This is a genomic window from Anaerocolumna sp. (assembly GCF_032079385.1).
Classification (GTDB): Bacteria; Bacillota; Clostridia; order Lachnospirales; family Lachnospiraceae; genus Anaerocolumna.
Window position 1 is genome coordinate 33613 of the sequence record NZ_DAMAUC010000004.1, and the last position, 24506, is coordinate 58118.

General features: G+C 34.9%; 24 protein-coding genes. 17 read left to right on the plus strand and 7 right to left on the minus strand.

Annotated features, from left to right (window positions below):
• The first annotated feature begins 153 nt into the window (after nt 1–153).
• The 5 genes from RT261_RS04725 (at nt 154) to rsmI (ending at nt 4238) form a co-directional block, all read left to right on the plus strand.
• Complete coding sequence (locus RT261_RS04725; RefSeq protein WP_313130014.1) at nt 154–594, plus strand: YaaR family protein; 441 nt, start codon at nt 154–156, stop codon at nt 592–594.
• Between the two features lie 17 nt (nt 595–611).
• Nucleotides 612–1634, plus strand: a complete 1023-nt coding sequence (holB, locus tag RT261_RS04730; RefSeq protein WP_313130016.1) for a DNA polymerase III subunit delta' — start codon at nt 612–614, stop codon at nt 1632–1634.
• On the plus strand, nt 1627–2535 hold the full coding sequence (locus RT261_RS04735; protein WP_313130019.1) for a PSP1 domain-containing protein: 909 nt from the start codon (nt 1627–1629) through the stop codon (nt 2533–2535). The genes holB and RT261_RS04735 overlap by 8 nt, the downstream gene beginning before the upstream one ends.
• Nucleotides 2536–2559: 24 nt before the next feature.
• A complete protein-coding gene (locus tag RT261_RS04740) occupies nt 2560–3303 on the plus strand; it encodes a tRNA1(Val) (adenine(37)-N6)-methyltransferase (RefSeq protein WP_313130022.1) in 744 nt (247 codons plus the stop codon).
• Between the two features lie 86 nt (nt 3304–3389).
• Complete coding sequence (rsmI, locus tag RT261_RS04745) at nt 3390–4238, plus strand: 16S rRNA (cytidine(1402)-2'-O)-methyltransferase (RefSeq protein ID WP_313130024.1); 849 nt, start codon at nt 3390–3392, stop codon at nt 4236–4238.
• A gap of 172 nt (nt 4239–4410) precedes the next feature.
• On the opposite strand, the gene RT261_RS04750 is transcribed toward rsmI, so the two are convergent.
• Complete coding sequence (locus tag RT261_RS04750; RefSeq protein ID WP_091688219.1) at nt 4411–4668, minus strand: AbrB/MazE/SpoVT family DNA-binding domain-containing protein; 258 nt, start codon at nt 4666–4668, stop codon at nt 4411–4413.
• 218 nt (nt 4669–4886) lie between these two features.
• Between RT261_RS04750 and RT261_RS04755 the strand changes: the two genes are divergently transcribed.
• Nucleotides 4887–5471: a nucleoside recognition protein gene (locus RT261_RS04755; protein WP_313130031.1), complete on the plus strand. Its 585-nt coding sequence runs from the start codon at nt 4887–4889 to the stop codon at nt 5469–5471.
• 109 nt (nt 5472–5580) lie between these two features.
• Nucleotides 5581–6108, plus strand: coding sequence for a spore maturation protein (locus RT261_RS04760; RefSeq protein ID WP_313130032.1), 528 nt, complete (start codon nt 5581–5583; stop codon nt 6106–6108).
• A 112-nt stretch (nt 6109–6220) separates the two neighbouring features.
• Here RT261_RS04760 and RT261_RS04765 read toward each other — a convergent pair whose 3' ends face one another.
• Nucleotides 6221–7876 carry a phosphoenolpyruvate carboxykinase (ATP) gene (locus tag RT261_RS04765; protein WP_313130034.1) on the minus strand — a complete coding sequence of 552 codons (1656 nt, stop codon included), beginning with the start codon at nt 7874–7876 and terminating at the stop codon, nt 6221–6223.
• Between the two features lie 315 nt (nt 7877–8191).
• Nucleotides 8192–9943, minus strand: coding sequence for a DUF885 domain-containing protein (locus RT261_RS04770; protein ID WP_313130036.1), 1752 nt, complete (start codon nt 9941–9943; stop codon nt 8192–8194).
• Between the two features lie 471 nt (nt 9944–10414).
• Between RT261_RS04770 and RT261_RS04775 the strand changes: the two genes are divergently transcribed.
• Nucleotides 10415–11005, plus strand: a complete 591-nt coding sequence (locus RT261_RS04775; RefSeq protein ID WP_313130039.1) for a glycerol-3-phosphate responsive antiterminator — start codon at nt 10415–10417, stop codon at nt 11003–11005.
• A gap of 3 nt (nt 11006–11008) precedes the next feature.
• Here RT261_RS04775 and RT261_RS04780 read toward each other — a convergent pair whose 3' ends face one another.
• Nucleotides 11009–11686 carry a hypothetical protein gene (locus RT261_RS04780; RefSeq protein ID WP_313130042.1) on the minus strand — a complete coding sequence of 226 codons (678 nt, stop codon included), beginning with the start codon at nt 11684–11686 and terminating at the stop codon, nt 11009–11011.
• Between the two features lie 138 nt (nt 11687–11824).
• On the opposite strand from RT261_RS04780, the gene RT261_RS04785 reads away from it, so the two are divergent.
• From RT261_RS04785 to RT261_RS04825, 9 genes are all read left to right on the plus strand, one after another.
• Entirely contained in the window at nt 11825–12448 is a 624-nt protein-coding gene (locus RT261_RS04785) for a YesL family protein (RefSeq protein ID WP_313130044.1), read from the plus strand.
• Between the two features lie 639 nt (nt 12449–13087).
• Nucleotides 13088–14446: an ABC transporter substrate-binding protein gene (locus RT261_RS04790; RefSeq protein WP_313130047.1), complete on the plus strand. Its 1359-nt coding sequence runs from the start codon at nt 13088–13090 to the stop codon at nt 14444–14446.
• Nucleotides 14447–14555: 109 nt separating this feature from the next.
• Entirely contained in the window at nt 14556–15488 is a 933-nt protein-coding gene (locus RT261_RS04795; protein ID WP_313130049.1) for a carbohydrate ABC transporter permease, read from the plus strand.
• A 38-nt stretch (nt 15489–15526) separates the two neighbouring features.
• Entirely contained in the window at nt 15527–16402 is an 876-nt protein-coding gene (locus tag RT261_RS04800) for a carbohydrate ABC transporter permease (protein WP_313130052.1), read from the plus strand.
• Between the two features lie 23 nt (nt 16403–16425).
• A complete protein-coding gene (locus RT261_RS04805) occupies nt 16426–17466 on the plus strand; it encodes a ComEC/Rec2 family competence protein (protein ID WP_313130055.1) in 1041 nt (346 codons plus the stop codon).
• 75 nt (nt 17467–17541) lie between these two features.
• Nucleotides 17542–18276 carry a glycerophosphodiester phosphodiesterase gene (locus RT261_RS04810; RefSeq protein ID WP_313130057.1) on the plus strand — a complete coding sequence of 245 codons (735 nt, stop codon included), beginning with the start codon at nt 17542–17544 and terminating at the stop codon, nt 18274–18276.
• A 190-nt stretch (nt 18277–18466) separates the two neighbouring features.
• Nucleotides 18467–19255: an HAD-IIA family hydrolase gene (locus RT261_RS04815; RefSeq protein ID WP_313130059.1), complete on the plus strand. Its 789-nt coding sequence runs from the start codon at nt 18467–18469 to the stop codon at nt 19253–19255.
• Between the two features lie 60 nt (nt 19256–19315).
• Nucleotides 19316–20026: an MgtC/SapB family protein gene (locus tag RT261_RS04820; protein ID WP_313130062.1), complete on the plus strand. Its 711-nt coding sequence runs from the start codon at nt 19316–19318 to the stop codon at nt 20024–20026.
• Between the two features lie 266 nt (nt 20027–20292).
• The gene (locus RT261_RS04825; RefSeq protein WP_313130064.1) at nt 20293–20811 is read left to right on the plus strand and encodes a DUF6886 family protein; all 519 of its coding nucleotides are present in this window, start codon (nt 20293–20295) and stop codon (nt 20809–20811) included.
• Between the two features lie 273 nt (nt 20812–21084).
• Here RT261_RS04825 and RT261_RS04830 read toward each other — a convergent pair whose 3' ends face one another.
• From RT261_RS04830 to RT261_RS04840, 3 genes are all read right to left on the minus strand, one after another.
• Nucleotides 21085–21441: a DUF1667 domain-containing protein gene (locus RT261_RS04830; protein WP_313130067.1), complete on the minus strand. Its 357-nt coding sequence runs from the start codon at nt 21439–21441 to the stop codon at nt 21085–21087.
• The gene (locus tag RT261_RS04835; RefSeq protein WP_313130069.1) at nt 21441–22703 is read right to left on the minus strand and encodes an NAD(P)/FAD-dependent oxidoreductase; all 1263 of its coding nucleotides are present in this window, start codon (nt 22701–22703) and stop codon (nt 21441–21443) included. The genes RT261_RS04830 and RT261_RS04835 overlap by 1 nt, the downstream gene beginning before the upstream one ends.
• Before the next feature lie 95 nt (nt 22704–22798).
• A complete protein-coding gene (locus tag RT261_RS04840) occupies nt 22799–24235 on the minus strand; it encodes an NAD(P)/FAD-dependent oxidoreductase (RefSeq protein ID WP_313130071.1) in 1437 nt (478 codons plus the stop codon).
• Nucleotides 24236–24506 lie beyond the last annotated feature (271 nt).

Below are 24506 nucleotides of genomic sequence, written 5' to 3' on the forward strand. Positions count from 1 at the left end.
CGTTCATGATATAATAAAAACGTAATGAAGAAGGTGCAAGCTCGCTTGCATATTCTGAGTGGAGTGCCAAGATCATGAACGGTTTTTCGTTCATGATATAATAAAAACGTAATGAGGAAAATACAAGATAAGATTAATTAAGGCGGTGAGTATATGGATATTAAGGTAAATCAAGCACAGGCAATTCAAAACGTTGTTCAAAAGGCTCCAGTACCGGAAGCGGATGGAACTTTTAAGTTTACCCTAATTAGCAATATACAGGAACAGGAATTACAGGCAAGGCTGAACCTTTTGATGGAGGATATTGTTCAGCATGGAAAGCAGTTGGGCAAACGTATGGATATTCGGGACATGAAGCGGTATCGCCAGTTAATTCACGATTTTATGAATGAAATTGTGAACCGTTCCCATAAGTTTTCCAGGGAGAACTTTCTTGACCGAAGAGGAAGGCACCGTGTATATGGAATCATTCGTTTAATTGACCAAAACTTGGATGAATTGGCCGGGGAGTTAATAAAGGAAGAAAAGGATCATTTAGCGATTCTTAGCCGAATTGATGAAATACGGGGACTTTTGTTGGACATACTTGCGTAGTGAAAGCGGGGGATTTCATGTTGGATTTTAATCATATTGTTGGTCATGAACAAATTATAGAACATTTAAAAACTGCAATCGGAACCGGTAAGGTATCCCATGCCTATTTATTTGCAGGTGAAGATGGTTCCGGTAAGAATATGCTTGCAAATGCTTTTGCCATGGCTTTACAATGTGAGCAGATAAAACAAGGTAATATAGAGGATGTAACTCAGGTAACATCCTGCGGCATCTGTAAATCTTGTATTCAGGCAGCTTCTGATAGTCATCCGGATATTATACGTATTACACATGAAAAAGCCAGTATAGGAATTGATGATATTCGAATTCAGTTAAATAACGATATTCAGATAAAACCTTATAGCAGCCCCTATAAAATATATATTATTGATGAAGCAGAGAAATTAACGGAGCAAGCTCAGAATGCCCTGCTGAAAACAATAGAAGAACCGCCCCAATATGGTATCATATTGCTATTAACCAATAATCTTAATTCACTGCTTCCAACTATTTTATCCAGATGTGTTACATTGCATCTGAAACCAATAGATAGTGAACTTATAGTAGATTATTTGATGGAACATTATCAGATTCCTGACTATCAGGCGGAACTTAGTACCATTTTTGCCCAAGGTAACTTAGGCAAAGCAATACAATATTCTTCTTCAGAAGAATTTGCGGAAATGAAGAAAGATGTGCTCCATCTCTTGAAATACATAGATGATATGGAGCTTTATGAAATAATAGATGGTTTAAAGAAAATTTCAGAAAATAAAGTACGGGTTTTTGATTATATTGATTTAATGATTTTATGGTACCGGGATGTACTATTATTTAAGGTAACCAATGATCCGAATCTATTAATATATAAAAGTGAATTCCAGGACATATCAAAACAAGCGAATAAGCGCAGTTATGAGGGTATTGAGAAGATTATAGCAGCTATGGAAAAAGCGAAGGTCAGACTGAATGCAAATGTGAATTTTGATTTAACGATGGAACTTATGCTGCTTACCATAAAGGAGAATGGAAATGATTAATGTAATCGGTGTTAGATTTAGACGGGCAGGTAAGATATACTTTTTTGATCCTGCCGGATATGAAATAAAACAAGGGGATAGAGTAATTGTAGAAACAGCAAGGGGAGTAGAATATGGCTATGTTGTACTTGGACCAAGGGATGTGGAGGAAGATAAAATTATCCAGCCTCTAAAACCGGTTATACGTTCTGCAACCCCGGAAGACGATGAAATTGAAACTAAGAATAAAATAAAAGAAAAAGAAGCTTTTGATATTTGCCTTGAAAAGATTAAGAAGCATGGATTAGAAATGAAATTAATCGATTCGGAGTATACTTTTGACAACAATAAAGTATTATTCTATTTCACAGCAGATGGAAGAATCGACTTTAGAGAACTGGTAAAGGATTTGGCATCTGTATTTAAAACACGTATTGAATTACGCCAAATTGGAGTAAGGGATGAAACAAAAATCGTGGGAGGCATTGGAATCTGCGGAAGACCATTATGCTGTCATACCCATTTGGCTGATTTTGCTCCGGTATCTATTAAGATGGCAAAAGAACAGAATCTCTCCCTGAATCCAACAAAGATATCAGGAGTATGCGGAAGACTAATGTGCTGCCTGAAAAACGAAGAGGAAGCCTATGAAGAATTAAACAGTAAACTTCCGAATCCAGGTGATATGGTAACAACTGTGGATGGCTTAAAGGGCGAAGTACAAAGCGTCAGTGTTTTAAAACAAATTGTTAAAGTTGTAGTAACCTTGGAAAATGATGAAAAAGAAGCCAGAGATTATAAAGTGGAAGAGCTTAAATTTAAACCTAAGAGAAAGAAAGAAAAAATCACCATTGATGAGGAATTAAGAGCTTTAGAATTACTGGAACAAAAAGAATCAAAATCTAAGCTGGATGATGAATGATTATCTATAAAGGACGGCAAGGAAATGGATAGGAATCGTATCTTACTCCCGGATGAAAGAATAGATGATTTGCATAGAAACAATTATCAGATTATACAAAATAGTAAGAAGTTCTGTTTTGGAATGGATGCAGTACTTTTATCCGGATTTGCAAAAGTAAAAAAAGAGGAATTGGCTTTAGATTTAGGGACGGGTACCGGTATTATACCCATCCTTTTAGAAGCTAAAACAGAAGGAAAACATTTTGCCGGACTGGAGATTCAGGAAGAAAGTGCTAACATGGCAAAAAGAAGTGTTGCACTTAATAATCTGGATGAGAAAATCGATATTGTGGTTGGTGATATTAAGGAGGCCTCCAAAATTTTTGGTGCAGCCTCCTTTCATGTAGTTACCAGTAATCCTCCCTATATGACAGATCATCATGGGCTGACTAACCCGGATCTTCCCAAGGCAATTGCCAGACATGAGATTTTATGCAGTCTTGAGGATGTGGTAAGAGAAGCTGCAAAAGTGCTGAAACCAAACGGAAGATTCTATATGGTCCACAGACCTTTTCGTCTGGTAGAAATTCTGAATAAATTAACCCAGTATCATTTGGAACCCAAACGGTTAAAAATGGTACATCCCTTTTTGGATAAAGAGCCTAATATGGTATTAATTGAGTGCTTGAAGGGCGGGAAATCAAGACTTACCGTAGAATCACCATTAGTTGTTTATAAGGAACAAAATGTGTATACCGATGAAATTTATGATATTTACGGATACTAAATTAATAATTAATGTTAAAGAAAAAACTATAAGGTTCTATTCCTAGAACCTTATATATAGAAATTGCAAGGAAAGGGGAGCTTTATATGCCGGGAACATTATATTTATGTGCTACTCCAATTGGTAATTTGGAAGACATTACCTTTCGTGTCATTCGTACCTTAAAGGAAGTTGATTTGATTGCAGCAGAGGATACGAGACACAGTATTAAGCTTCTGAATCATTTTGAAATTAAAACACCCATGACCAGCTATCATGAATTTAATAAAAAGGAAAAGGGACCCCAGTTAATTGAACAATTATTGCAAGGGGTTTCGATTGCCTTAATTACCGATGCAGGGACTCCTGGTATATCGGATCCGGGGGAGGACTTGGTTAGGCTTAGTCTTGAAGCAGGAATTGAAGTAACATCACTTCCAGGCCCTGCAGCCTGTGTAACTGCTTTAACGTTATCTGGTCTGCCAACAAGGAGGTTTGCTTTCGAAGCTTTTTTACCCTCTGATAAAAAGGAAAGACAACAGGTTTTAAAGGAATTACAAAAGGAAACCAGAACCATTATACTTTATGAAGCTCCTCATAGACTATTAAAGACTTTAAAAGAGCTATATGAAGCCTTAGGAGACGAAAAGATTACCATAGTAAAAGAAATTACAAAGAGATATGAGAATGTAATGCCTACTACTATTTTAGAAGCAATCAGACATTATGGTGAGGAAGAGGCAAAAGGTGAATTTGTATTGGTGATAGAGGGAAAACCAAGGGAAGAAATGCTAAAAGAAGAACAAGCGCAATGGTCTTCTATGTCCTTAGAGGAACACATGAATCTGTATTTAGAGCAGGGAATGGATAAAAAAGAGGCAATGAAAGCAGTGTCTTTAGATAGAGGGGTTCCCAAAAGAGAAATATACCAGCAATTACTTCAACAGTCAGAATAATGTTCATATCTTATTCAAACCTTACTAAAATATCCTGGAAAAGAGCCATACATTCAAGGCTGTAGATACACTTTACTTTTCTGGGAGAATTTTGCAAGGCCCGGATAGAGATAAGTACATGAAACAGAAAAAGGGTTTCCCAAGTTACCTTGGGAAACCCTTTTAATAAGTACTACTCAATGATTCCAGCTAACTTAGCAAGTTCAACAATAGATTCCTTGGAAATCTTCTTTCCGTGGAAATCATAAAGATTGTCTTTAGAACCGCTAAATATGTCGGTAGGTTCATATTTTTGTAGAACGATTCTATCTTCGTCGACAAAAATTTCAAGTGGATCTCTTTCACCTACACCTAGAGTTCTTCTTAGTTCGATAGGAAGTGTGATTCTTCCTAACTCATCTAATCTTCTTACAATTCCTGTGCTTTTCATATGCGTACCTCCTATAATACTCTATATAAAATATCACAATCAAAAACTAAAGTCAATAAATTATTTATAATTATTGGAAATATTTTAGAATATTTTTGATATTAATGTAAAATTATAAAATATATCTAAAATTTGTTATCTAAAATTATGAATATTGTACTATTTTTATCCAAAAGGAATATAGTGGATAATAAGAAAACAAGTAGGATAGCAGGCTTATGTTAAATTATTTATGGGGATTTATGATTGTAATTGGTATTGTTGTGGGCGTACTGACAGGAACCATTGGTGAAGTCAGTACCGGAACCCTGAATTCAGCAAAAGAGGCCGTTACATTATGCATTACCATGTTAGGTTTTATGTCCTTGTGGACCGGAATTATGCAGGTCGCCAAAAGTGCAGGAATCACAGAAGCATTTACAAAGGCTTTAAGACCTCTCATCCGATTACTATTTCCCGATTTGCCAAAAGACCACATTGTGAATGAATATATTGCATCTAATTTCATTGCCAATATCTTAGGGTTAGGCTGGGCTGCAACACCGATGGGACTTAAAGCTATGGCAGAACTTAAAAAATTAAATAATAACAGCGAAATTGCCAGTTGTGATATGTGCACCTTTCTTATCATCAATATATCTTCTCTTCAATTAATACCAGTGAATATAATAGCTTACCGAAGCCAATACGGTTCCGTTAATCCAACAGAAATTCTTGGAGCAGCCTTAGTAGCAACAGCAATATCTACTGTAGCAGGGATTCTATTCTCTGTTGTTGCTAGAAAACTATGGAAGACCCGTTAACTACATTATAAACTATTTATGTAAAAAAGGATAGAGAAATCTTTGCAAAATGTAAAAATTTATGGATTATTTTATGAAAAACACTTATTTTTATGTTGGAGGAGGATATATGAGATTTTTGTTGTACATATCGGATTACATGATACCTTTTGTTATATTCTATATAGTGGGTTTTGGATTGCTAATGAAGGTTCCGGTATTCAGTGAGTTCACCAAAGGGGCGGAGGACGGATTTAAAGTGGTACTTAATATATTACCCACTTTAATTGGTTTAATGGTTGCAATTGGAATCTTAAGGTCATCAGGAACTTTAAATCTTCTATCTACCTTACTAAAACCCCTTACCCAGATTCTACACTTTCCTTCTGAACTAGTACCCCTGGTTACCGTAAAGCTATTTTCTTCCTCTGCGGCAACCAGTTTAGTTTTGGATATATTCAAAGAATATGGACCGGATTCATATTTGGGCCGGCTTACCTCCATTATCATGAGCTGTACGGAAACAGTTTTTTACACCATGAGTATTTATTTTATGACAGCCGGAGTAAAGAAAACCAGATATACCTTAGTAGGTGCCCTTTTTGCCACCTTTGTGGGGATTATAGCAAGCACCGTTATAACCAATATATTATTCTAAAACATCTCCTAAAATAAATCATTCTGAACTTAAGAAGGAATCTCATAAGTATACGCATACATATGAGATTCCTTCCTGGGTTCAGAATGACATTATTTCAGTGCTTATTTTACTAATTTAATTCTATAATTAATTTCTTTAATGCATCCAGTGCTTCTTCTGGTAATTTATCAAAACCACCTTTTGCTTCGTCTCTGGATTCCACAAATTTAACTCTGTCTTCTAATCTGGCCTTCAGTTGTGCTTTATATTCCTCATCATTTAGATCAGGAACAAAGCCTTCCCACTCCATAATTTCCATTTGTGAAAAAGGTCCCCATGGTTTAAAAGTTGCTTTACCTTCTACGATAGTTTCCAGTATACCCAGAGTATCGGATGGTTTTACCTTCTTGCCCATGAATTCACCTGTATTGATTATGTAACAGTCAACGTTTCTTTCGCCAACTAATTTTTTGAATTTTTCATAGTCATTTACCAATGGATAAGTTCTAAATGGATTGGCATAAGGTTCTACTACTAACATATTAGGGTCTACACCGGGGGCAAGTCTTTCTGCGGAAGATCTCTTAGTTGCTAAAGTTGCGCCCATAACAGAAGCAAGCTCTGCACCGTTTAATTTCACGATAGGAGGAAGTGTTGGATCCTTCATAATCCAGAAAATTGCATTAACCGGTTCGTCGATCTTATCTACACGGTTTGGTGACCACAATTTGGACTTAATGGCCCTGCCGTTACCGTTACGAATATCTTCTGTTACAAGAACTACTTTGCCATCCTCGTCTAAGGTTGCAGAACAATTCTGTGCAGTTAATAAATATTTATTATCTTCACAATTAGTTGGATAATCTTGTGTTTTATCAAAATAAGTAGGTTCCAGGGCAATGGATGAACTGGTTTCTGTATTAATGATAAATGCATCATCATGAAGAACGGTTACATCATACTTTCCGCCATGTTTTGCATGGGTAATAGTAGATTTACCAGAACCGGATAAACCAAATACAGAAGCTACATAAGATTTACCTCCGGACAGGTTATATCTCTTTTGTCCGCCATGGCAGGAAGCATATCCGTTACGGTTGGCAATTGCCCAGGCAATAGTAAGAGTACCTTTCTTATGTTCACCAAAATATCTCATACCCAGAAGTGCGGCACAGTTAGTGCCGGTGTTAAAATAGGTCAGACCTAGGGGATGTTCAGGATGTTTCCACTGTGGATTGGAGAAAATATATATATCAGTTTCTTTGGCTATTGGTTTGGATTCTTTGTACATTCTTACGTATTCATCGGACATATACTGGAAGTTGAGCATCCATGAATATAGTATATTTTCTTCGCCTTCAGGAATTAATAGGTGTGCTTTTACCATGAACTCAGGATCTAAACCGATAAAAACTTCTGCATGATACATAATAGAATATCTGGCATCATATACCGCATTCATAAGTTTTAAGTCTAAATCATTACAATCCACACCAGGCTCCCCAGCAATTCTTCTAGCAGCGGCACAACGGCCTGTTACAGAACCATCATTAAATAAAAGAACCTTTGCATCTTTTTCAAGTCCAAATTCCTCGCCTCTAAATACAGGCATATCGGTAACTATTGTGCCAGGAGAGTTTTTTGCAAGCTCATATGCTTCTCTCAATGTATTTACTTTAATTACATTGTTTCCATAGAACGCCGCCTCAATAATAGAACGTGTTTTAGAAAAACCTGGTTTTCCAGCGCCAATTTCATCGCGTTTAAAATAAGCTTTTGTAGACATTACCATATCCTCCTATATTATAAAATGTATATATATTTTCTATCAATACATAAAAAATAAATGATTTGTGAAAATATTTCATGTATTTGATATAAAAAATATACCAATTATAAGTATAGAATCCTATTTGGCAAATGTCAATAAATCTAATAAAAAATTAATAAATTTTAGTTAAAAATTTAACAATTTTACGATTTGAAAATAAAAACTTATTAATTTGTTTGGTTAAGGGGATATAAAAATAGAAAAACCACACTCTGTTAATAGACATAGTTTCATGTCTGACTTACAAGGCATGGTTTTATTATTATCAAGTTATTTTTGTTCTTCTATCCATGTATTTAAGCGGTCGCCAATTATATCAAACTGTGCAGGACCTAGGTTTAGCAAAAACTCGTGAAAGTCTTTTAAAACGAATTTATCACCCAATGCTTTTTCAGCAGTTTTTCGTAATTCCAGAAATTCTAAGTATCCAATACCATACTGGGGATAAAGAGCAGGTTCTTCAATCATAGTTTGGTATAAAAGCTTAACTGTTGTAGAGTTGTTGATTCCAAAGGATTTTAAATAACTTGCAGTTTCTGCAAGAGTCCAGCCTTCATAATGGATACCTATATCCAAACGGCAGTAGAGAGACATATTAGCTGCCATACTTGCTTCTAAAAACTCCGCTACATTTTTATCAAAACCGGCTAAGTAATAAGAATAGTATTCCACATAAGTTGCCCATCCCTCAACATAGCCACCAAAGTTTAATAAACTTCGAATAGGTGCAGGCTCCAGATTTCTAAAGAATACGGATTGGTATAAGTGGCCGGGGTAACCTTCATGTGCTATTGTGGTAAAGATTTGTGATAAATCATAGGAGGGATTATTATTAATATAAATTACATTATCTTTATAATTGTCAATAGGGGGTATTAAGTACATTGCAGGACTTAAGTGCTCCCGTAAGGATTCGTGGACATATTTAATGGAACAGCCTACTGCAGGAGATGCCGGAAAGTCTTTCTTAATCTCTTTTTTTAAGTAATCGATGATTTCAGAAGGATCCGTTAACGGATATTCTAAAGACATAACCTTGTCTGCCATGGAAGGATCTTTCATCATAAGGGAGGTAAGTTTTAGCATATTACCACTGATGTTTTCATCCAGCATTTTCTTAAGCTCCGGCACGGACTTAGAGGAGCCGGTATTTGTTTTCATTAAATATTCATAGAATTCTCTGCCATGTTCATAATTACAAAGGCCTCCATCATTGGTTCCGGTGCCCTTTAATTGGGTTAAAGCAAATATTAAGTTCTCATAAGCAGGGATTATATAATTTTTAACCGCTTTCTCATTTGTTTCTGTATATGAGGCAATTTCCGTTTTCGTTAATCCCTTATAGCTTTTTATCTTATCATTAAAAACATCTATTAAGTAATTGTTCTCTTTATCTGCAATAAACGCTTCACATTGTTCAATAATACTATCTGCAACTTCATCACTCATAAAAAGTCCTGATGCGGATTTTTCTTTTTCAAATTCAATGATTTCGTCAAAATAATCCTGTACCTTTGGAAGTAATGCAAGATAGGTTTCTATATCACCTTTCTCGTAGAAGGTATACTCTGCCAGAAGAACAGGAAGTTGAGCCTGAATTCCTGTAGTAGGTCCCAGAATTTCATTATATAGAATTAAGTCACCCATTTCTTTCTCTAAACCTAAATCCATTTTTAAAATATCATAGGTCAGTTTTTGAGAGTCTGACAAAGAATTATAGTCATACTCTTCTAATCTTGCTAAGTAGTTTTCAGAGGAGACTAACATATCTTTTAAGTAATTTACAGAATAATGCCCCAGAGAGACTTTAGGATCCGTAATTCCGTAATTCTCCGGGTGTGCCAAAGAATAATTTAAAGTAAGTGTATCTTTTTGTACTTCCGTTTGAAATATTTCATCTAAGAATTTGTCAAATTCCTTTCCATCTTTCTTTTTACCTTCAAGTTGGGAACAACCTATTAGAAAGGTGATAAGAAGAAGTAAAAGAAGGGAAAATATAAGATGCTTTTTTCTTTGTTTCATTATATGTACCAAGCCTTTCTGAGAGAATTCAATTTAGAAAACTCCCATTTCTTTTAAAATAATTTCATAAGTAAATTGTCTCATATACAAAAGTATATTAGTTGCTATTATCTGTCAATAAAAATACCAATTTTTAAGAAATACTTAAGTTTTTGACTTACTATTAAATTATGTCAGGAGAGTTTATCTCATTCATAGATGTATGGAATAAAAAAGAATAGATAGAATGAAAAGGTCAATTTTAACAATGAATACAGAAAAAATACAATATAATTTAATTAAAATACAGATATTAAAGGAAATATTTGCAGTTAGTGTTTAAAAATTAAGAAAAGAAAGTGGCAATTTTAAAAAAATATAGCAAAAGTATATATATTTATAGCTTTTCCATATGAATGTTGATATAATGATACCAGTTTAAATTTAGAGGGTTAAATCAATCGTATTAGGTTAAAGGAAAATGGTGCAGAAATGAATTATATATATGAGAGTCTTAAAAAATACCCAATTATATCAGCAATAAAGAATGAGGAGGGATTAAAAGCTTGTTTGAATTCAAAATGTGAAGTAGTTTTTATCCTTCATGGTAATATATGTACCATTGAAGGAATTGTAGATACCGTAAAATCCGCCAAAAAGATTGCAATTGTTCACGTAGACCTTATTGAAGGTTTATCCAATTCCGATATAGCCGTTCAATTTATTGCAAGCAATACCTTGGCAGATGGAATCATAAGTACTAAATCTAATATGCTTAAATCCGCCAAAGAAAGAGGCTTAATGACAATTCAAAGGGTTTTTATGATTGACTCCATAGCCTATAAGAACTTTCATGTTCACGTTAATAAAAGTCAGATTGACTTTGTCGAAATTCTTCCCGGTGTAATGCCCAAAATATTAAAAAATTTAACGAAAGCTTCTAATATTCCGGTTATAGCAGGAGGGTTAATCAGCGATGAGGAAGATATTCAATTGTCCCTTGAATCGGGTGCCATAGCTGTATCAACCACTGATACAGATTTATGGAATTATGGGAAAAATTTAATACATACCAATAAATAACGATTAAAGACCAAAAGCGTATTTGATAAAAGAAAATAATGTCTCTGACGCTGATACATTAGAGGGAATGATAAGGTAGTAGGGAGTATCCCCTTTGTAATCTACATTTTTCATAAAACGGGATTGGGATAAATCAAGGGCATAAGCCTTTTTAACCAAATCGGTTCCTTCTACATAGTGCAAATGTCCATTTATACTTTTTAACAAGTTATTGGGAAAAAAGACCTCAAGATCCATAAGAGGGATATGGGTACTATAGTGCTGTACCAGTTCAGGAGTGGTTACAATAAAATCCAGTTCTTTAGCTGCAATATAGCCAGATATTTTACCTTGGCTTGCAACCACATACTCGGAATCCGAATCCAGCTCTACATATAGAGAATCATCGAAAACAACCCGCTGCTTCGGACCAAGGGTTAAGTATTTGCCGAAGTCTTCCTCAATGACCTTGGCATCAAACAGATTATTATCATCATTGGAAAAAAAGCCTTGCAAAACAATTTCTCTGGAACGTTGGTGTAAGGCATCAGCAATATAGAATATAACTAAGGCGGCAAGAATTAGAAGAAATAAATAACTTTTATAATAGTCCCATATATATCCTATTTTTTGTCTTAGGTTCATTTGTTTTAATTTACCGGATTCATTGGAAAAATGAACGGTACATTTCTTCTTATCCATATGCTTTTCTCCTTTGTTAGTATAGCTATATTTTAGCATAGTGTATTTTGGTATGCAATGTAAGAAAGAAAAATACAAAGAAAGGTGTCGCTTCCTTAACGGAGTGTAGGTTGTTCATTAGCGATGGGAGGTTTTGAGATGCTTAAAAATTTATTTAATCCTGAAAATTCTTTCTGGGAATTTATGACCAATATGACCAACATATTATTTGTTGGATTAATATGGCTTATATGCTGCATTCCTATTATAACCATAGGAGCTTCCACAACTGCCTTATATGATTATACTTTAAAAATGGCAGATAATAGAGAGGGTTATGTGTTAAAATCTTTTTTCAAAACATTTAAGAATAATTTTGTTAAATCTACTCTGCTTTGGATTTTTATGTTACTGGGAGCCGGCTTCTTAGTAATAGATGGATACATATGTTTGCGAATGGGTACCCAAACTGGTAAATTTCTTTTCTTTGCAATTGCAGCCATTGGTATTATGTATTTTATAATCTGTGTTTATCTTTTTCCGGTATTGGCCTATTTTCAAATGAATGTAAAAGAAGTGGTTAAGAATGCATGTATTATGGGAGTAGGAAATCTGCCAATCACGATTTTAATTATTATAATATTGGCAATCGGAGGATTGATAATCTATACTGCTCCATATTTTATATTTGCACTTGTCAGTTTTGCTGCTTATGTAAGTTCATTCTGCTATTTAAGTGTATTTAGAAAATTTGTTAATGCAGTTGAGACAGATGTAAAATAATGCTTCGGTAAGAAAAAGGGAAAAAGATAAAATAGTTGTAAGAAATTAACGATAAATAGTTTAATATATTAAATATATTGTATAAATTTTAAACAAATTCTTGGTGATTTAGTATATTTATTTAAAATTGCACATAAAGGTCAAATAAAACTTGCATTGTTATAGATATAGTGTTATAATGTGCATAAAATTATAAGAGATAATAGTTGCGATAGAGAATGAGAGAAGAAGCAGCTGTTTGCTTTAGGAGGGAAGACTATGTCTATCTGCTCCTGAGAGACAAGCTTGTTTGTTCTTTTTTTTGTGCCCATTATTGCTTATAAAAAGCCAATATGTGAATCAGTAATCTGATCAAGATATATGTATGTAGCTGGTATCTTTATTGCTGGTTAATAATATATGATAAGGCGATATGCAAATGAATTATGAATGGAGATAAAGAAAAGAGTATAAGTTTAATATAGGAGGTGAAGAATGAAAGTTTTATACTCACACTTCCATTATCATGATTTTTATTCTTAGTACTTTGTTGCAGGTCTGTTTTGGAAGCTGCAGACGGCACATGAAGATTCACGCTTATCATATATAATTATAAATTATAGGAGTGACCATTTTATTAAAATTGAAAGGGGAAGGTTTATGAAAAAGAGATTATTAGCGGTAATTCTAGTTTTAACAGTTTGCATTACTATGTTGGCGGGGTGTGGAAAGAAGAAGTCAGAAGAAACGGGCAACAAAGCGGAAACACAAACCGAAACCGGCAAAGAAAAAAAAGAGCCTGTAGACACATCAAAATATGAAGTAAAAGAACCTATTACGATTAAATGGTGGCATGCATTGGAAGAACAATATTCCCATGTAGTTGAAAAAGTAGTAAATGACTTTAATAGTTCCCAGGATTTAATTACAGTAGAAGCCGAATATATTGGAAGTTATTCCGATGTTAATGAGGCATTAGTTGCAGCACATGCAGCAGGAACCGGGCTTCCTGGAGTTGTTGTGGCTAACACTCCATATGTTGCGGAATATGGCGCAAGCGGTTTAACCGAAGACTTAACTCCATATATTGAAGCAGCAGGCATGGATATGAACGACTTTGGTTTGGGATTGATAAATGCTACTTCTTATGAAGGAAAACAAGTATCCGTTCCATTCTTAATTTCTACACAGGTTATGTACTATAACGTAGACATGGCAAAGGAATTAGGGGTAACTATACCTGCTAAAATAGACGATATGGATGAGTTCTTAAAATCAGTATCAAAAATTAACGCAGATGGAACTACAGATGTTTATGGTACTATTATTCCTGGATGGGATCAATGGTATTTTGAAACCTTCTATTTAAACAAAGGTGTTAACATTGTAAATGAAGATGGAGTTACCACAGATTTAGATGGTGATGCAGCAGTTGAAGTTGCTAATAAAATTAAAGACTGGTGCGATAATGGATATGCATATTGGGCAACCGGTCAAGATGCATCCTCTATCATGCGCCAAAACTTTATAGATAAGAAAGCATTCTCTGTTTTACATACCAGTTCTTTATATAACACTTATGTTGACAAATGTGATTTTGAAGTTGGCATGGCATGGTACCCAGGTGACAAGACGAATAATTCTGAAGTAGGCGGCTGTGTATTATTAGTACCTTCAAAGAATGATCAGGCTGTTAAAAATGCCTCCTTTAAATTCTTAGAATACCTTGTAAGTGAAGAAGTTAACATGACATGGGCTACAGATACCGGATATATGCCTACAAGAAAATCTGTTCTTGAAACAGAAGAAGCTCAGAAATTCTTAGCTGAAAAACCTGCATTCCAGGCTATCTTTGATAACCTTGACTTAATTAATCCAAGAATTCAGCATAAAGCTTGGAGCCAGTTAGCAGATATTTGGAAGAGTTATATGGCCGAAACAATTATTGAAAAGAAGGATGTTAAAGAACAAATGGGATATATGGCTGAAGAAATTAATGAAGTACTGGCAGATCAATAATGACCAAGTAAACCAAGACAGAAGAACTTAATGAAAAGGAACTCCTCTGGCAAGGCATACACCCAAAGGAGTTCCTTTTTCAAATTAATTCAATAAAGGGGGCGTAAATATGGATGCAGATGTAAGAAAGCAAAAGCCTGAAAGAAAAAAGAATCGTACCTACGCTATTTCATCAGTTAAAGATTTTACTTGTGTTTTGCCGGCATTGATACTTTTGGCGATCTTTACATATTATCCTATTGTAGAAGTAATTCGCATAAGTTTTACAGACTGGAATTTAATTAATGATAGTTATCAATATGTTGGTTTTAAGAATTGGGAATGGTTATTTTCCGGTTCCGGTACAAAGTATTTGTTAAATTCATTAAAAATTACTGCTCTTTATTCCTTAGGGGAAATAGTGATTACTTTAGGTGGTGGATTACTTTTTGCATTATTATTTAACCAAATAACGAAAACATTCTCCGTGCTGCGAGCAGTGGTATTTATGCCCAGATATGTTGCCATGTCTTCAGCAGCAGTTGTGTTCATATGGATTCTTAATACAGATAGTGGTATATTAAATTACTTCCTCGGAACCATAGGAATTGATAAAGTTGATTGGTTAGGAAATAAAAATACAGCGTTAATATCGGTACTTATTTTAACCGGATGGAGAGCTATCGGATATGGTATGATGATCTATCTTTCTGCAATGCTTAGTATTTCCAAGGATTATTATGAGGCAGCAGCTTTAGATGGTGCCAACAGCTTCAAAAGATTCTGGAAAATTACAATTCCAATGCTTTCACCTACTACATTATTCTTACTTGTTACAACATTTATATCCTCAATGAAAGTGTTCCAATCCGTAGATATTTTAACAGGTGGTGGACCATACAGATCTACTGAAGTTATTGTATATATGATATATAAATATGCAATGCAGGATTTCAGAATGGATCGTGCTTCTGTAGTTGCAGTATTTTTCTTCTTTATTTTACTTGTTGTAACTGCATTAACCATGAAAATATCGAAAAAGAGTGTAACCTATGACTCTTAATGTGATGACCGGAGATTAGAAAAGGAAAGGGGATAAAAATGAGTACGATGAATAATTTGGACTACCGCAGTAACAATGCGGCTATTGCCAGAAAAAAGGCAGCTAAAGTATTGCAATATGTAGTTGCAATCATTATTACAATTATAGTAGCATTTCCAATTTATTGGATGTTAATTTCATCTGTAAAATCCCAGGATGAAATATTATTAAGTATTCCTACCTTATGGCCGAGAGAATGGCATTTTGAAAACTATGTAAATGTATTCAATAAGGCGAACTTTGGTAAATACTATATTAATACTATTATTATGACAGCAGGAATATTAATATCAGAAATTTTAACAGGTATACTTGGAGCCTATGGCTTTTCTATTGGAAAGTTTAAAGGTCAAAATTTCTTATTCCTGATTGTATTAGGTGCTTTAATGATTCCTATACAGGTAACATTTATACCAATTTATATTATGTTCGCAAAATGGGGACTCACTAATACCTTTTTAGGTTTAATATTGCCTAATACGGTTTCGCCCTACTATATTTTTATGCTGCGCCAGACCTTCTTATCCGTGGACAGCAGCTATATTGAAGCTGCAAGAGTAGATGGAATGGGCAGAATTGGTGTCATATTTAAGATATTAGTTCCTATGTGTAAGTCCACTATCGTTACTTTAACTTTAGTTACTTTTACTACTGGCTGGAACAGTTATTTCTGGCCAAAGATTATTGCAAAAGATCAGCCCCGTGTTCTTACTGTAGGTTTGGCTCATCTTAAGAATACCTTTGCAGGCCAGGCTACCATGAACAACCATGAAATAATGGCTGGTGCAGTTATGGCAGTGTTACCGGTTATCATATTATTCTTTATATTCCAAAAATATATGTTAACTGGATATTCTAAGGCGGCAATGAAATAATAGATATCTATAAGGAGAGTGGAATGAAAAGAAGAATATTAAAAGCATTCTTTCCATTGTTATTTGTGTTGGCTATATGTATTAGCTTAACAGCATGTAAAAGTAACTCCAAATCAAATGATTCGAAAGATGCTAGCACAATGGAGCAGGAGGCAGGGGAAGGCAGTGAGGAGCAAATTGACCGTCGTAGTGAAATTATCGACCGGTCAAAGGATGAAGGGAAATTTACTATATATTTTCTTGATTTACCTGCTATAGAGAGTGCAGAGGATAAATCGGGAGATTCCTCACTTTTAATTTCTCCAGATGGAAAGGTGATGCTTATTGATGCAGGTCTACCTGAATGTGCGCCCCGCATTATTAATTTCTTAGAAGAACTGGGTATTGAAAAGATTGATTATTTCGTTGCTTCCCATCCTCATATTGACCACATTGGAGGTTTTTTCGGCATAGCGGATAAGTTTGAGATCGGTAAGGTTTATCGTAATAAAGTGGAGTATACTACCAATACATATAAAAAGTTTGCAAATGAACTTGAGAAAAGGAATATTCCGGTGGAATATTTGGAAGAGGGAAACGAACTAACCTTTGGATCCGAAATTCAAATTAAAATATATAATCCGCCGGCGGAAATTGAATATCCCAAGGATTATCCTAATAACAGTACACAATTCATAAATGATAGTTCTATTGTTATGAAATTCATATATGGAGAGTCAACGGCTTTATTTGCTGGAGATATTTATATTACCAAGGAGCGTGATATGGTAAAGACTTATGGAGATGAGTTACAGTCGGACGTAATAAAAGCCAACCATCATGGAGTAGATACCTCCAATTCTAACCGTTGGATTAAAAACATTCAGGCCAAAATAGTTGTTGCCATGAATGACAAAATAGATGGTATGTCTGTTTATAATAATTTTGTAAAAGCAGAAACTGCTTACTATCACACAGAGTTAAACGGTAATGTTAAGGTAGTAATGGACAATCAAAAGAATTATACTGTTATTAATCAGTATGATAACTGGAATAACGTACCTCAAGAAGAAACTACCAATTAGTGATTTACAAATATTAGTTTTTCTAATAAAATAGGACTAAATATTAAAATAGCATAAGAAGAGAGGTAACAATTAATGAAAGTAATAGCACATAGAGGTTTTTGCGGAGAGTACCCTGAAAATACAATGATTTCTTTTAAAAAGGCAGTGGAAGCCGGCTGTGATGAATTGGAATTGGATGTTCAATTAACAAAGGATAATGTTTTAGTTATTATTCATGATGAAACCATTGACCGGGTTACCGATGGAACCGGTAATGTTAAAGATTATACCTTTGAAGAACTTCGTAAGTTTAATGTTATGGCAACCTTTGGTGATAAACATGGTTTTAATCCCATACCTAGTTTTGAAGAATATGTAAGCTGGGTAAAAGATAAGGATGTAACAACTAATATTGAGCTAAAAACAGGTCACTATTATTACAAGGAATTGGAAGAAAAAGTAGTTGATATGATTTTGAAATATGGTATAGAGAATAAAGTAATGTTTTCCTCCTTTAATCATCTATCCCTAATTAGATGTAAAGAATTGGTTCCTAATATTGAATGTGGAGTTTTAGTTAATAAAAGAGGTATTGGTAACCCTGGGTATTATGTAAGCAAATATAATTTTGAATGCTATCATCCTGATATAGAAGGCTTGGACGATGATATAATAGAAGATTGCAGAGCTCATAATGTTAAATTAAACGTATGGACTGTAAATGATGAAGCAAGTCTTAAGAAACTATATGACTGGGGCTGTAATGGAGCTATTACTGACTATCCCGGTCTTTGCAAAGAATGGCTTAAATCTCAAGAAGGTAAATAAAAATTAAGTCTTAGATTAAATAAGCACTTTAATTTAAGTAACTTTAATTGCAACTTACCTTTGATTGTAAGAAATCTTCGATTACAACAAAACTATATTGTAAATAAACTTTGCTGTAACAAACTTTATTTTAACAAATCTTTAATTGCAACAAATCCTGGATTTGTAGAGAATTTAAGCGGGAGGCTTTATGGGAAACAAGAAATCAATGAATGATATAAAATTATTTGTATTAGATATGGATGGTACTTTTTATTTGGGTGATAGGATTTATGAGGGATCTTTAGACTTCCTAAATAATGTAAAAGAAACCGGAAGAGAATTTATCTTTTTTACAAACAATTCTTCGAAAGCTCCAAGAGATTATATAGAAAAGCTGAAAAAGATGAACTGTTATATTGAGAAAAAAGATATATTAACATCTGGTGATGTAACCATTGAGTATCTTAAATCGTATTATAATGGTGCAAGCGTTTATTTATTAGGAACCAAAGAACTGGAAAAAAGTTTTAAAGATGCAGAAATTTCATTAGTAACGACTAATCCGGATATTGTTGTGGTTGGATTTGACATGACTATAACATATGAAAAATTGGAAAGGGCATGTACATATATTCGGAATGGTGCTAAATTTATTGCAACTCACGTGGATATAAACTGTCCCACAGAAGAAGGATTTATTCCGGACTGTGGAGCTATCTGTGCAGCAATTGAATTGTCCACAGGAGTTAAACCTGAATTTATGGGTAAGCCTACAGATAAAACAGTTGCAATGATAACGAAACTTACTGGTTATCAGGCGGAAGAAATTGCGTTTGTTGGAGACCGTTTATACACGGATGTGGCTACAGGGGTCAATAACGGAAGTACCGGGATCTTAGTTTTAACAGGAGAAACCAAGCTTGAAGATGTAGATAAGTCGGAGATAAAACCTGATTTTATTTTTAATTCCATCAAAGATATTGGAGATTCTCTCTAGAAATGAAATTTCTGCAAATATAACGATTAACGAAGTCTTATATTTGGAGGGTATTAAAATTTGGATGAAATAAGTTTTGACAATATTTATAATATATTACATGAAGTAAATGTCATTTCAATTTCAGTTAGAATCTTACTTGCCATGCTTATGGGAGGCGTATTAGGCTTCGAAAGAGGAATTAAGAATCGCCCTGCAGGTTTTCGTACCTATATGCTGGTTTGTATCGGTTCAACTTTAGTAATGATAACAAATCAATATATGTGCCAGACCTTCACCGGCTACGATATTGACCCAGCAAGACTTGGAGCGCAGGTAGTCAGCGGCATTGGTTTCTTAGGTGCAGGTACTATTATTGTAACCAGCAGGAACCAAATAAAAGGTTTAACGACAGCAGCAGGACTTTGGGTAGCTGCTTGTCTGGGTCTTGCCATTGGAACTGGTTTTTATTCCGGAGCAATTATTGGAGGAATAGCAATTGTAATAGCCATGATATTTCTTCATAAGGTGGATCAGAAAATCAGAACCGGCGGAAAGGTTATTGATATTTATATTGAGTTTGATAATATCGGTCATATATCGTCCTTTATGAACTATTTAAAGGAAAATGATTTAGACGTTCAGGATATGTTAATGAATAAAGGCGAAATACCGGGGATGGATAGTATTGCACTGGTAATTTCTCTAAAATCTCAAAAGAAAATGCATCATGCTTATGTTATACAGCTTCTTAGTCATGCGCAAGGGATACAGTATATAGAAGAAATATAGTGAATTAATTACGTACGCTTTGCCCAGAGAAGGTTATGGAAAAACTTTGAGAGTAGGGAATAGAGATTTCTTAGTTCCATTGGAAAATCTCTATTCCCTACTCTCAAAGTTTAATTTACGTTTTTTTAGGGCAAAGCTGTGTATTGAATATAAAAATATTTGATAGTAAAATAGATGTATAACTTCTACTATGGTTAATAACAGGGAGTTTCTACTTGTGAAAGGGGTAAAGAATAACGGAAACACTATAGAGGGAGGTGCTTTATATGCGTTTATTTCACGTAAGTGAAGAAGATAATATACGGATTTTTAAACCTAGAATACCGGATAGAGATGATTTGGATAAAACAGTCGGGCTGGTTTGGGCTATTGATGAAGAAAGACTGCCTAATTTTTTGACACCAAGAGATTGTCCCAGAGTTACTTATCATGTAGGAAAAAATACTTCCGAAATGGATAAGAAGAAATTCTTTTCTTCTGAAACACTATCACATGCGGTTATTATTGAGAGTAAGTGGTTTGAAACAATGAGAACAACCACGTTGTACTTGTACGAATTTGATACGGATGATTTTGAACTTCAAGATAATGTTGCAGGATACTATGTTGCAAAGACAGCTCAAGTTCCAAAGGCAAAACATGAGTTGAATGATTTGTTATTAGAATTAATGAAAAGAAATGTTGAAATAAGAATCGTTGATAACTTATGGGATATTGCTGATAAAGTTAAAAAGTCAACACTCAATTGGTCTTTATGTAGAATGGCGTATGCCCAATCAAGATGATGTTATCTTAAATGTTCTTGGAGGGGTAATAGGGTTAGGTTTATATAAGATACTATGGATAATTTTTAAAGATAAGAATAAAGTTAGGAATATTATTGCAATATGTGCACCAATATGTGGAATATTAAGCTTTGCTATTTTGCTATTCATTAAAAGATAAATTCTAATCTAAATTATCAAGAGAATGGGATGCTATAACTACACACAGCATCCCATTCTCTTGATGGTTTAGACAACCTCTATAAACCAGAGGGAAGGTTAATTCACTGATTTTTACATATTCCTGGAAGCAATTACATTGATTCCGGTGTCTAGAATATTTTCTATGATTACATCTCCAACTTTAACAGGCGCTTCCACAACAACCTTGTTAATTGCGTCCATAGCTTCGAATATCTTTTCTTTTGGAATGGCTGTTTCGGTTCGGACGGGTAAACGGGGAAGAAAGCCGTTTTTAATAATTACCGTTGAAGTAAGTACGCGGGTAGGTTCCGTTAATTCTCTTATGGCATAGGAGGTACCCCTTTTACATTGATTTCCTTCTACCAGCCAACCGCCGTTTTCTGTCTTAGTTACTTCCAGATGGCAGCCCATAGGGCAATTAATACAGATTAATTTATGCTTTTCCATTATGCTTCCTCCTTTACTTCAATGGTTAAGTATTCAAAGGATTTACCGGTTAAACTGCTTACTGGAAGAGTCAAATGTTCCATTTCTCCCGGTGCAAGATTGCGCTTCTTAATTTCTTTAATTATTTCATCGTCCCCTTTAATGACTAATTTTACATTTTTATATACCTTACGAACTCTTAAGAACAGGTCTAAGTTTTTCTCAACATTCTCTATCCGGACTGTTTGAGGTACTATGTAAGATACACCATTTTGTGGTTTAGTTTTAAAGGTTTGACCTTGATTTACTAGTTTATTCTGAATATAGTTTGCTGCTCCCCGTCCGGCTCTGCGGCTTTCTTCCGTAACAAAGTCCACCAGGTCGTGTACGTGAACTACGTTGCCACAGGCAAAGATTCCATTTCTTGAAGTTTCCATGGATTCGTTTACAAATGGTCCGTTGGTATGAGGATCCAGTTGTGCTCCGGCTTGTGCGGTTAATTCATTCTCCGGTATTAATCCTACAGAAAGAAGTAAGGTATCACAATCGTAGTCAATTTCTGTACCCGGTATTGGCTTTCTGTTTTCATCTACTTCCGCAATGGTAACTCCTTCTACACGTTTGTTTCCTTTGATATCAATAACAGTATGGCTTAAATACAATGGAATATCAAAATCATCCAAACATTGTACAATGTTTCGGGTTAAGCCGCCGGAATAAGGAAGTACTTCAACTACGGCCAATACTTTAGCTCCTTCCAGGGTCATTCTTCTTGCCATGATAAGACCGATATCTCCGGAACCTAAGATTACCACCCGTTTGCCTACCATGTAGCCTTCCATATTAATAAACCGTTGCGCAGTACCTGCGGTAAATACTCCGGAAGGCCTTGTCCCCGGAATATTTATGGCACCTGCGGTACGTTCCCTGCAGCCCATGGATAGTATAACTGCCTTCGCCTGAATGGTAATGTAACCATTCTGCTGATTAATTGCATGAATTACTTTGTCATCCGTTACATCAAGAACCATAGTATCTAATTTATATTCAATGTTCATAGACATTAATTCTTCAATAAATCTTCCGGCATATTCCGGGCCGGATAATTCTTCATTAAATACATGTAATCCAAAACCGTTATGTATACATTGCTGTAAGATACCCCCAAGTTCCCGGTCTCTTTCTATTACAAGGATTTTCTCCACACCATTTTTTCTGGCTTCGATGGCGGCAGCCAAACCGGCCGGTCCTCCGCCAATTACCACAAGATCATAATTTTCCATGTCTACCTCGATTCTGGCACTGAGTGCCTTTTCTTTACACTTTCAAACAGGATGCTCTTTTTGGGCATCTTAAATATATCAAGAAATTCTTAAAATTACTCTTCGTTCTTTGTTTTCCCAGTCAGTATATAAGCTTCAGTGCTGTCATAAGGAACCTCTTTCTCGTCAATTCCTAATTCTCTTGCCAGTATCTCAACTACACGGGGACCGCAAAAGCCGCCCTGACAACGTCCTGCTCCCGGTCTTACTCTCTTTTTAACAGCTTTTACAGAGGCAGCACCTGCTTTTCGATGAATGCAATCAATAATCTCTGCTTCTGTTATGGTTTCACAGCGGCATATTACCTTTCCGTAAAGAGGATTTTCTTTAATCAGTGCTTTCTTTTCTTCTTCCGGTAATTCATTAAAACGGACTACTTTTCTTCTTTTTGGATTAAAATCCTTCTTCGGAGTTAATCCGCCTGCTATTTTGTCTATTAATTCCACCACATACTGGGTTGCTGCGGGTATGGAGGAAAGTCCGGGGGACTCAAAACCTGCCACGTTAATAAAGCCCTTGGCGCCTCTGGCTTCCTCAATAATGAAGTCATCCAAATTACTGTTTGCTCTTAATCCTGCAAAGGACCGAATCACTTTGTTAAAAGGTATGGCAGTGGAAGACAATAAGCTGGTTTCTTTTACATATTCCAAACATTTTGCTTCGGTAGCTACGGAGTCTTTGTCCTCTACGAATTCAGAGTCAGGACCCACCAAATAGTTACCATGTACGGTAGGTGCAATTAAGATGCCTTTCCCTTTTTCTGTGGGACATTGGAAGATTACATGATTTACGAGGTCAATGCCTTTATCTAATACATAATAGTTTCCTTTTTTGGGACGAATATTAAAATAAGGTTCAGCAACCATATTGTTAATAATATCCGTATGTATACCCGCACAGTTTATTACATATTTTGCAGTAAAATTGCCTTTATCTGTTATTAATGTGTAGCTGCCTTCGTCTTTCTTAATATCTGTAACGGTAGTTTCAAGTTTGAGTTCTGCACTGTTTTCTATTGCATTTTCTGCCAATGCGATGGCAAGCTCCCAAGGAGATATAATTCCTGCTGTAGGGGCATATAGAGCAGAATAAACGGTATCATTTAAGTTGGGCTCCATTTCAAGTACTTCATCATGATTTAATATTTTCATATCAGGAACCTTATTCTTAAGACCGTTTTCATATAATCCTTGAATGGTTTTATGGTCTGTTTCGTTAAAGCCAATTACCAGGGAACCAATTCTTTTAAAAGGTACATCTAAATCTTCGCAGATCTCATCATACATTGCATTACCTGGTGCATTAAATTTGCCTTTTAATAGTTTGGCTTTTGCATCATAGCCAGCATGTATGATTGCACTATTTGCTGCTGTGGTTTCGTTTCCTACATCATTCTCCCGGTCTACTATTAGAATTTTTAACTGATACTTAGATAATTCTCTCCCAATAAAGGTACCAGCTACTCCAGCACCAATAATTGCAACATCATACATCTTGTTACCTCCTCGTTGTCATAAGAACGTAAAAAAGCCACACAAAATCATGCTACTTAGTAGCATACTTTGTGTGGCATCTCTTAGTCTCTTGCCATATTTATTATTTCCTGTATTATAACATTATTTTTGGGATAAGTAAAGTAATATTATAAAATCTATAACCTAATTTTATATTTGACAAGCACCAAAATAGGATGTAAGATAGATAGGCATTTGTAATAAATTACATAAATATTTTCACTTACCACGGTTCTTTTTTGGCAAAATC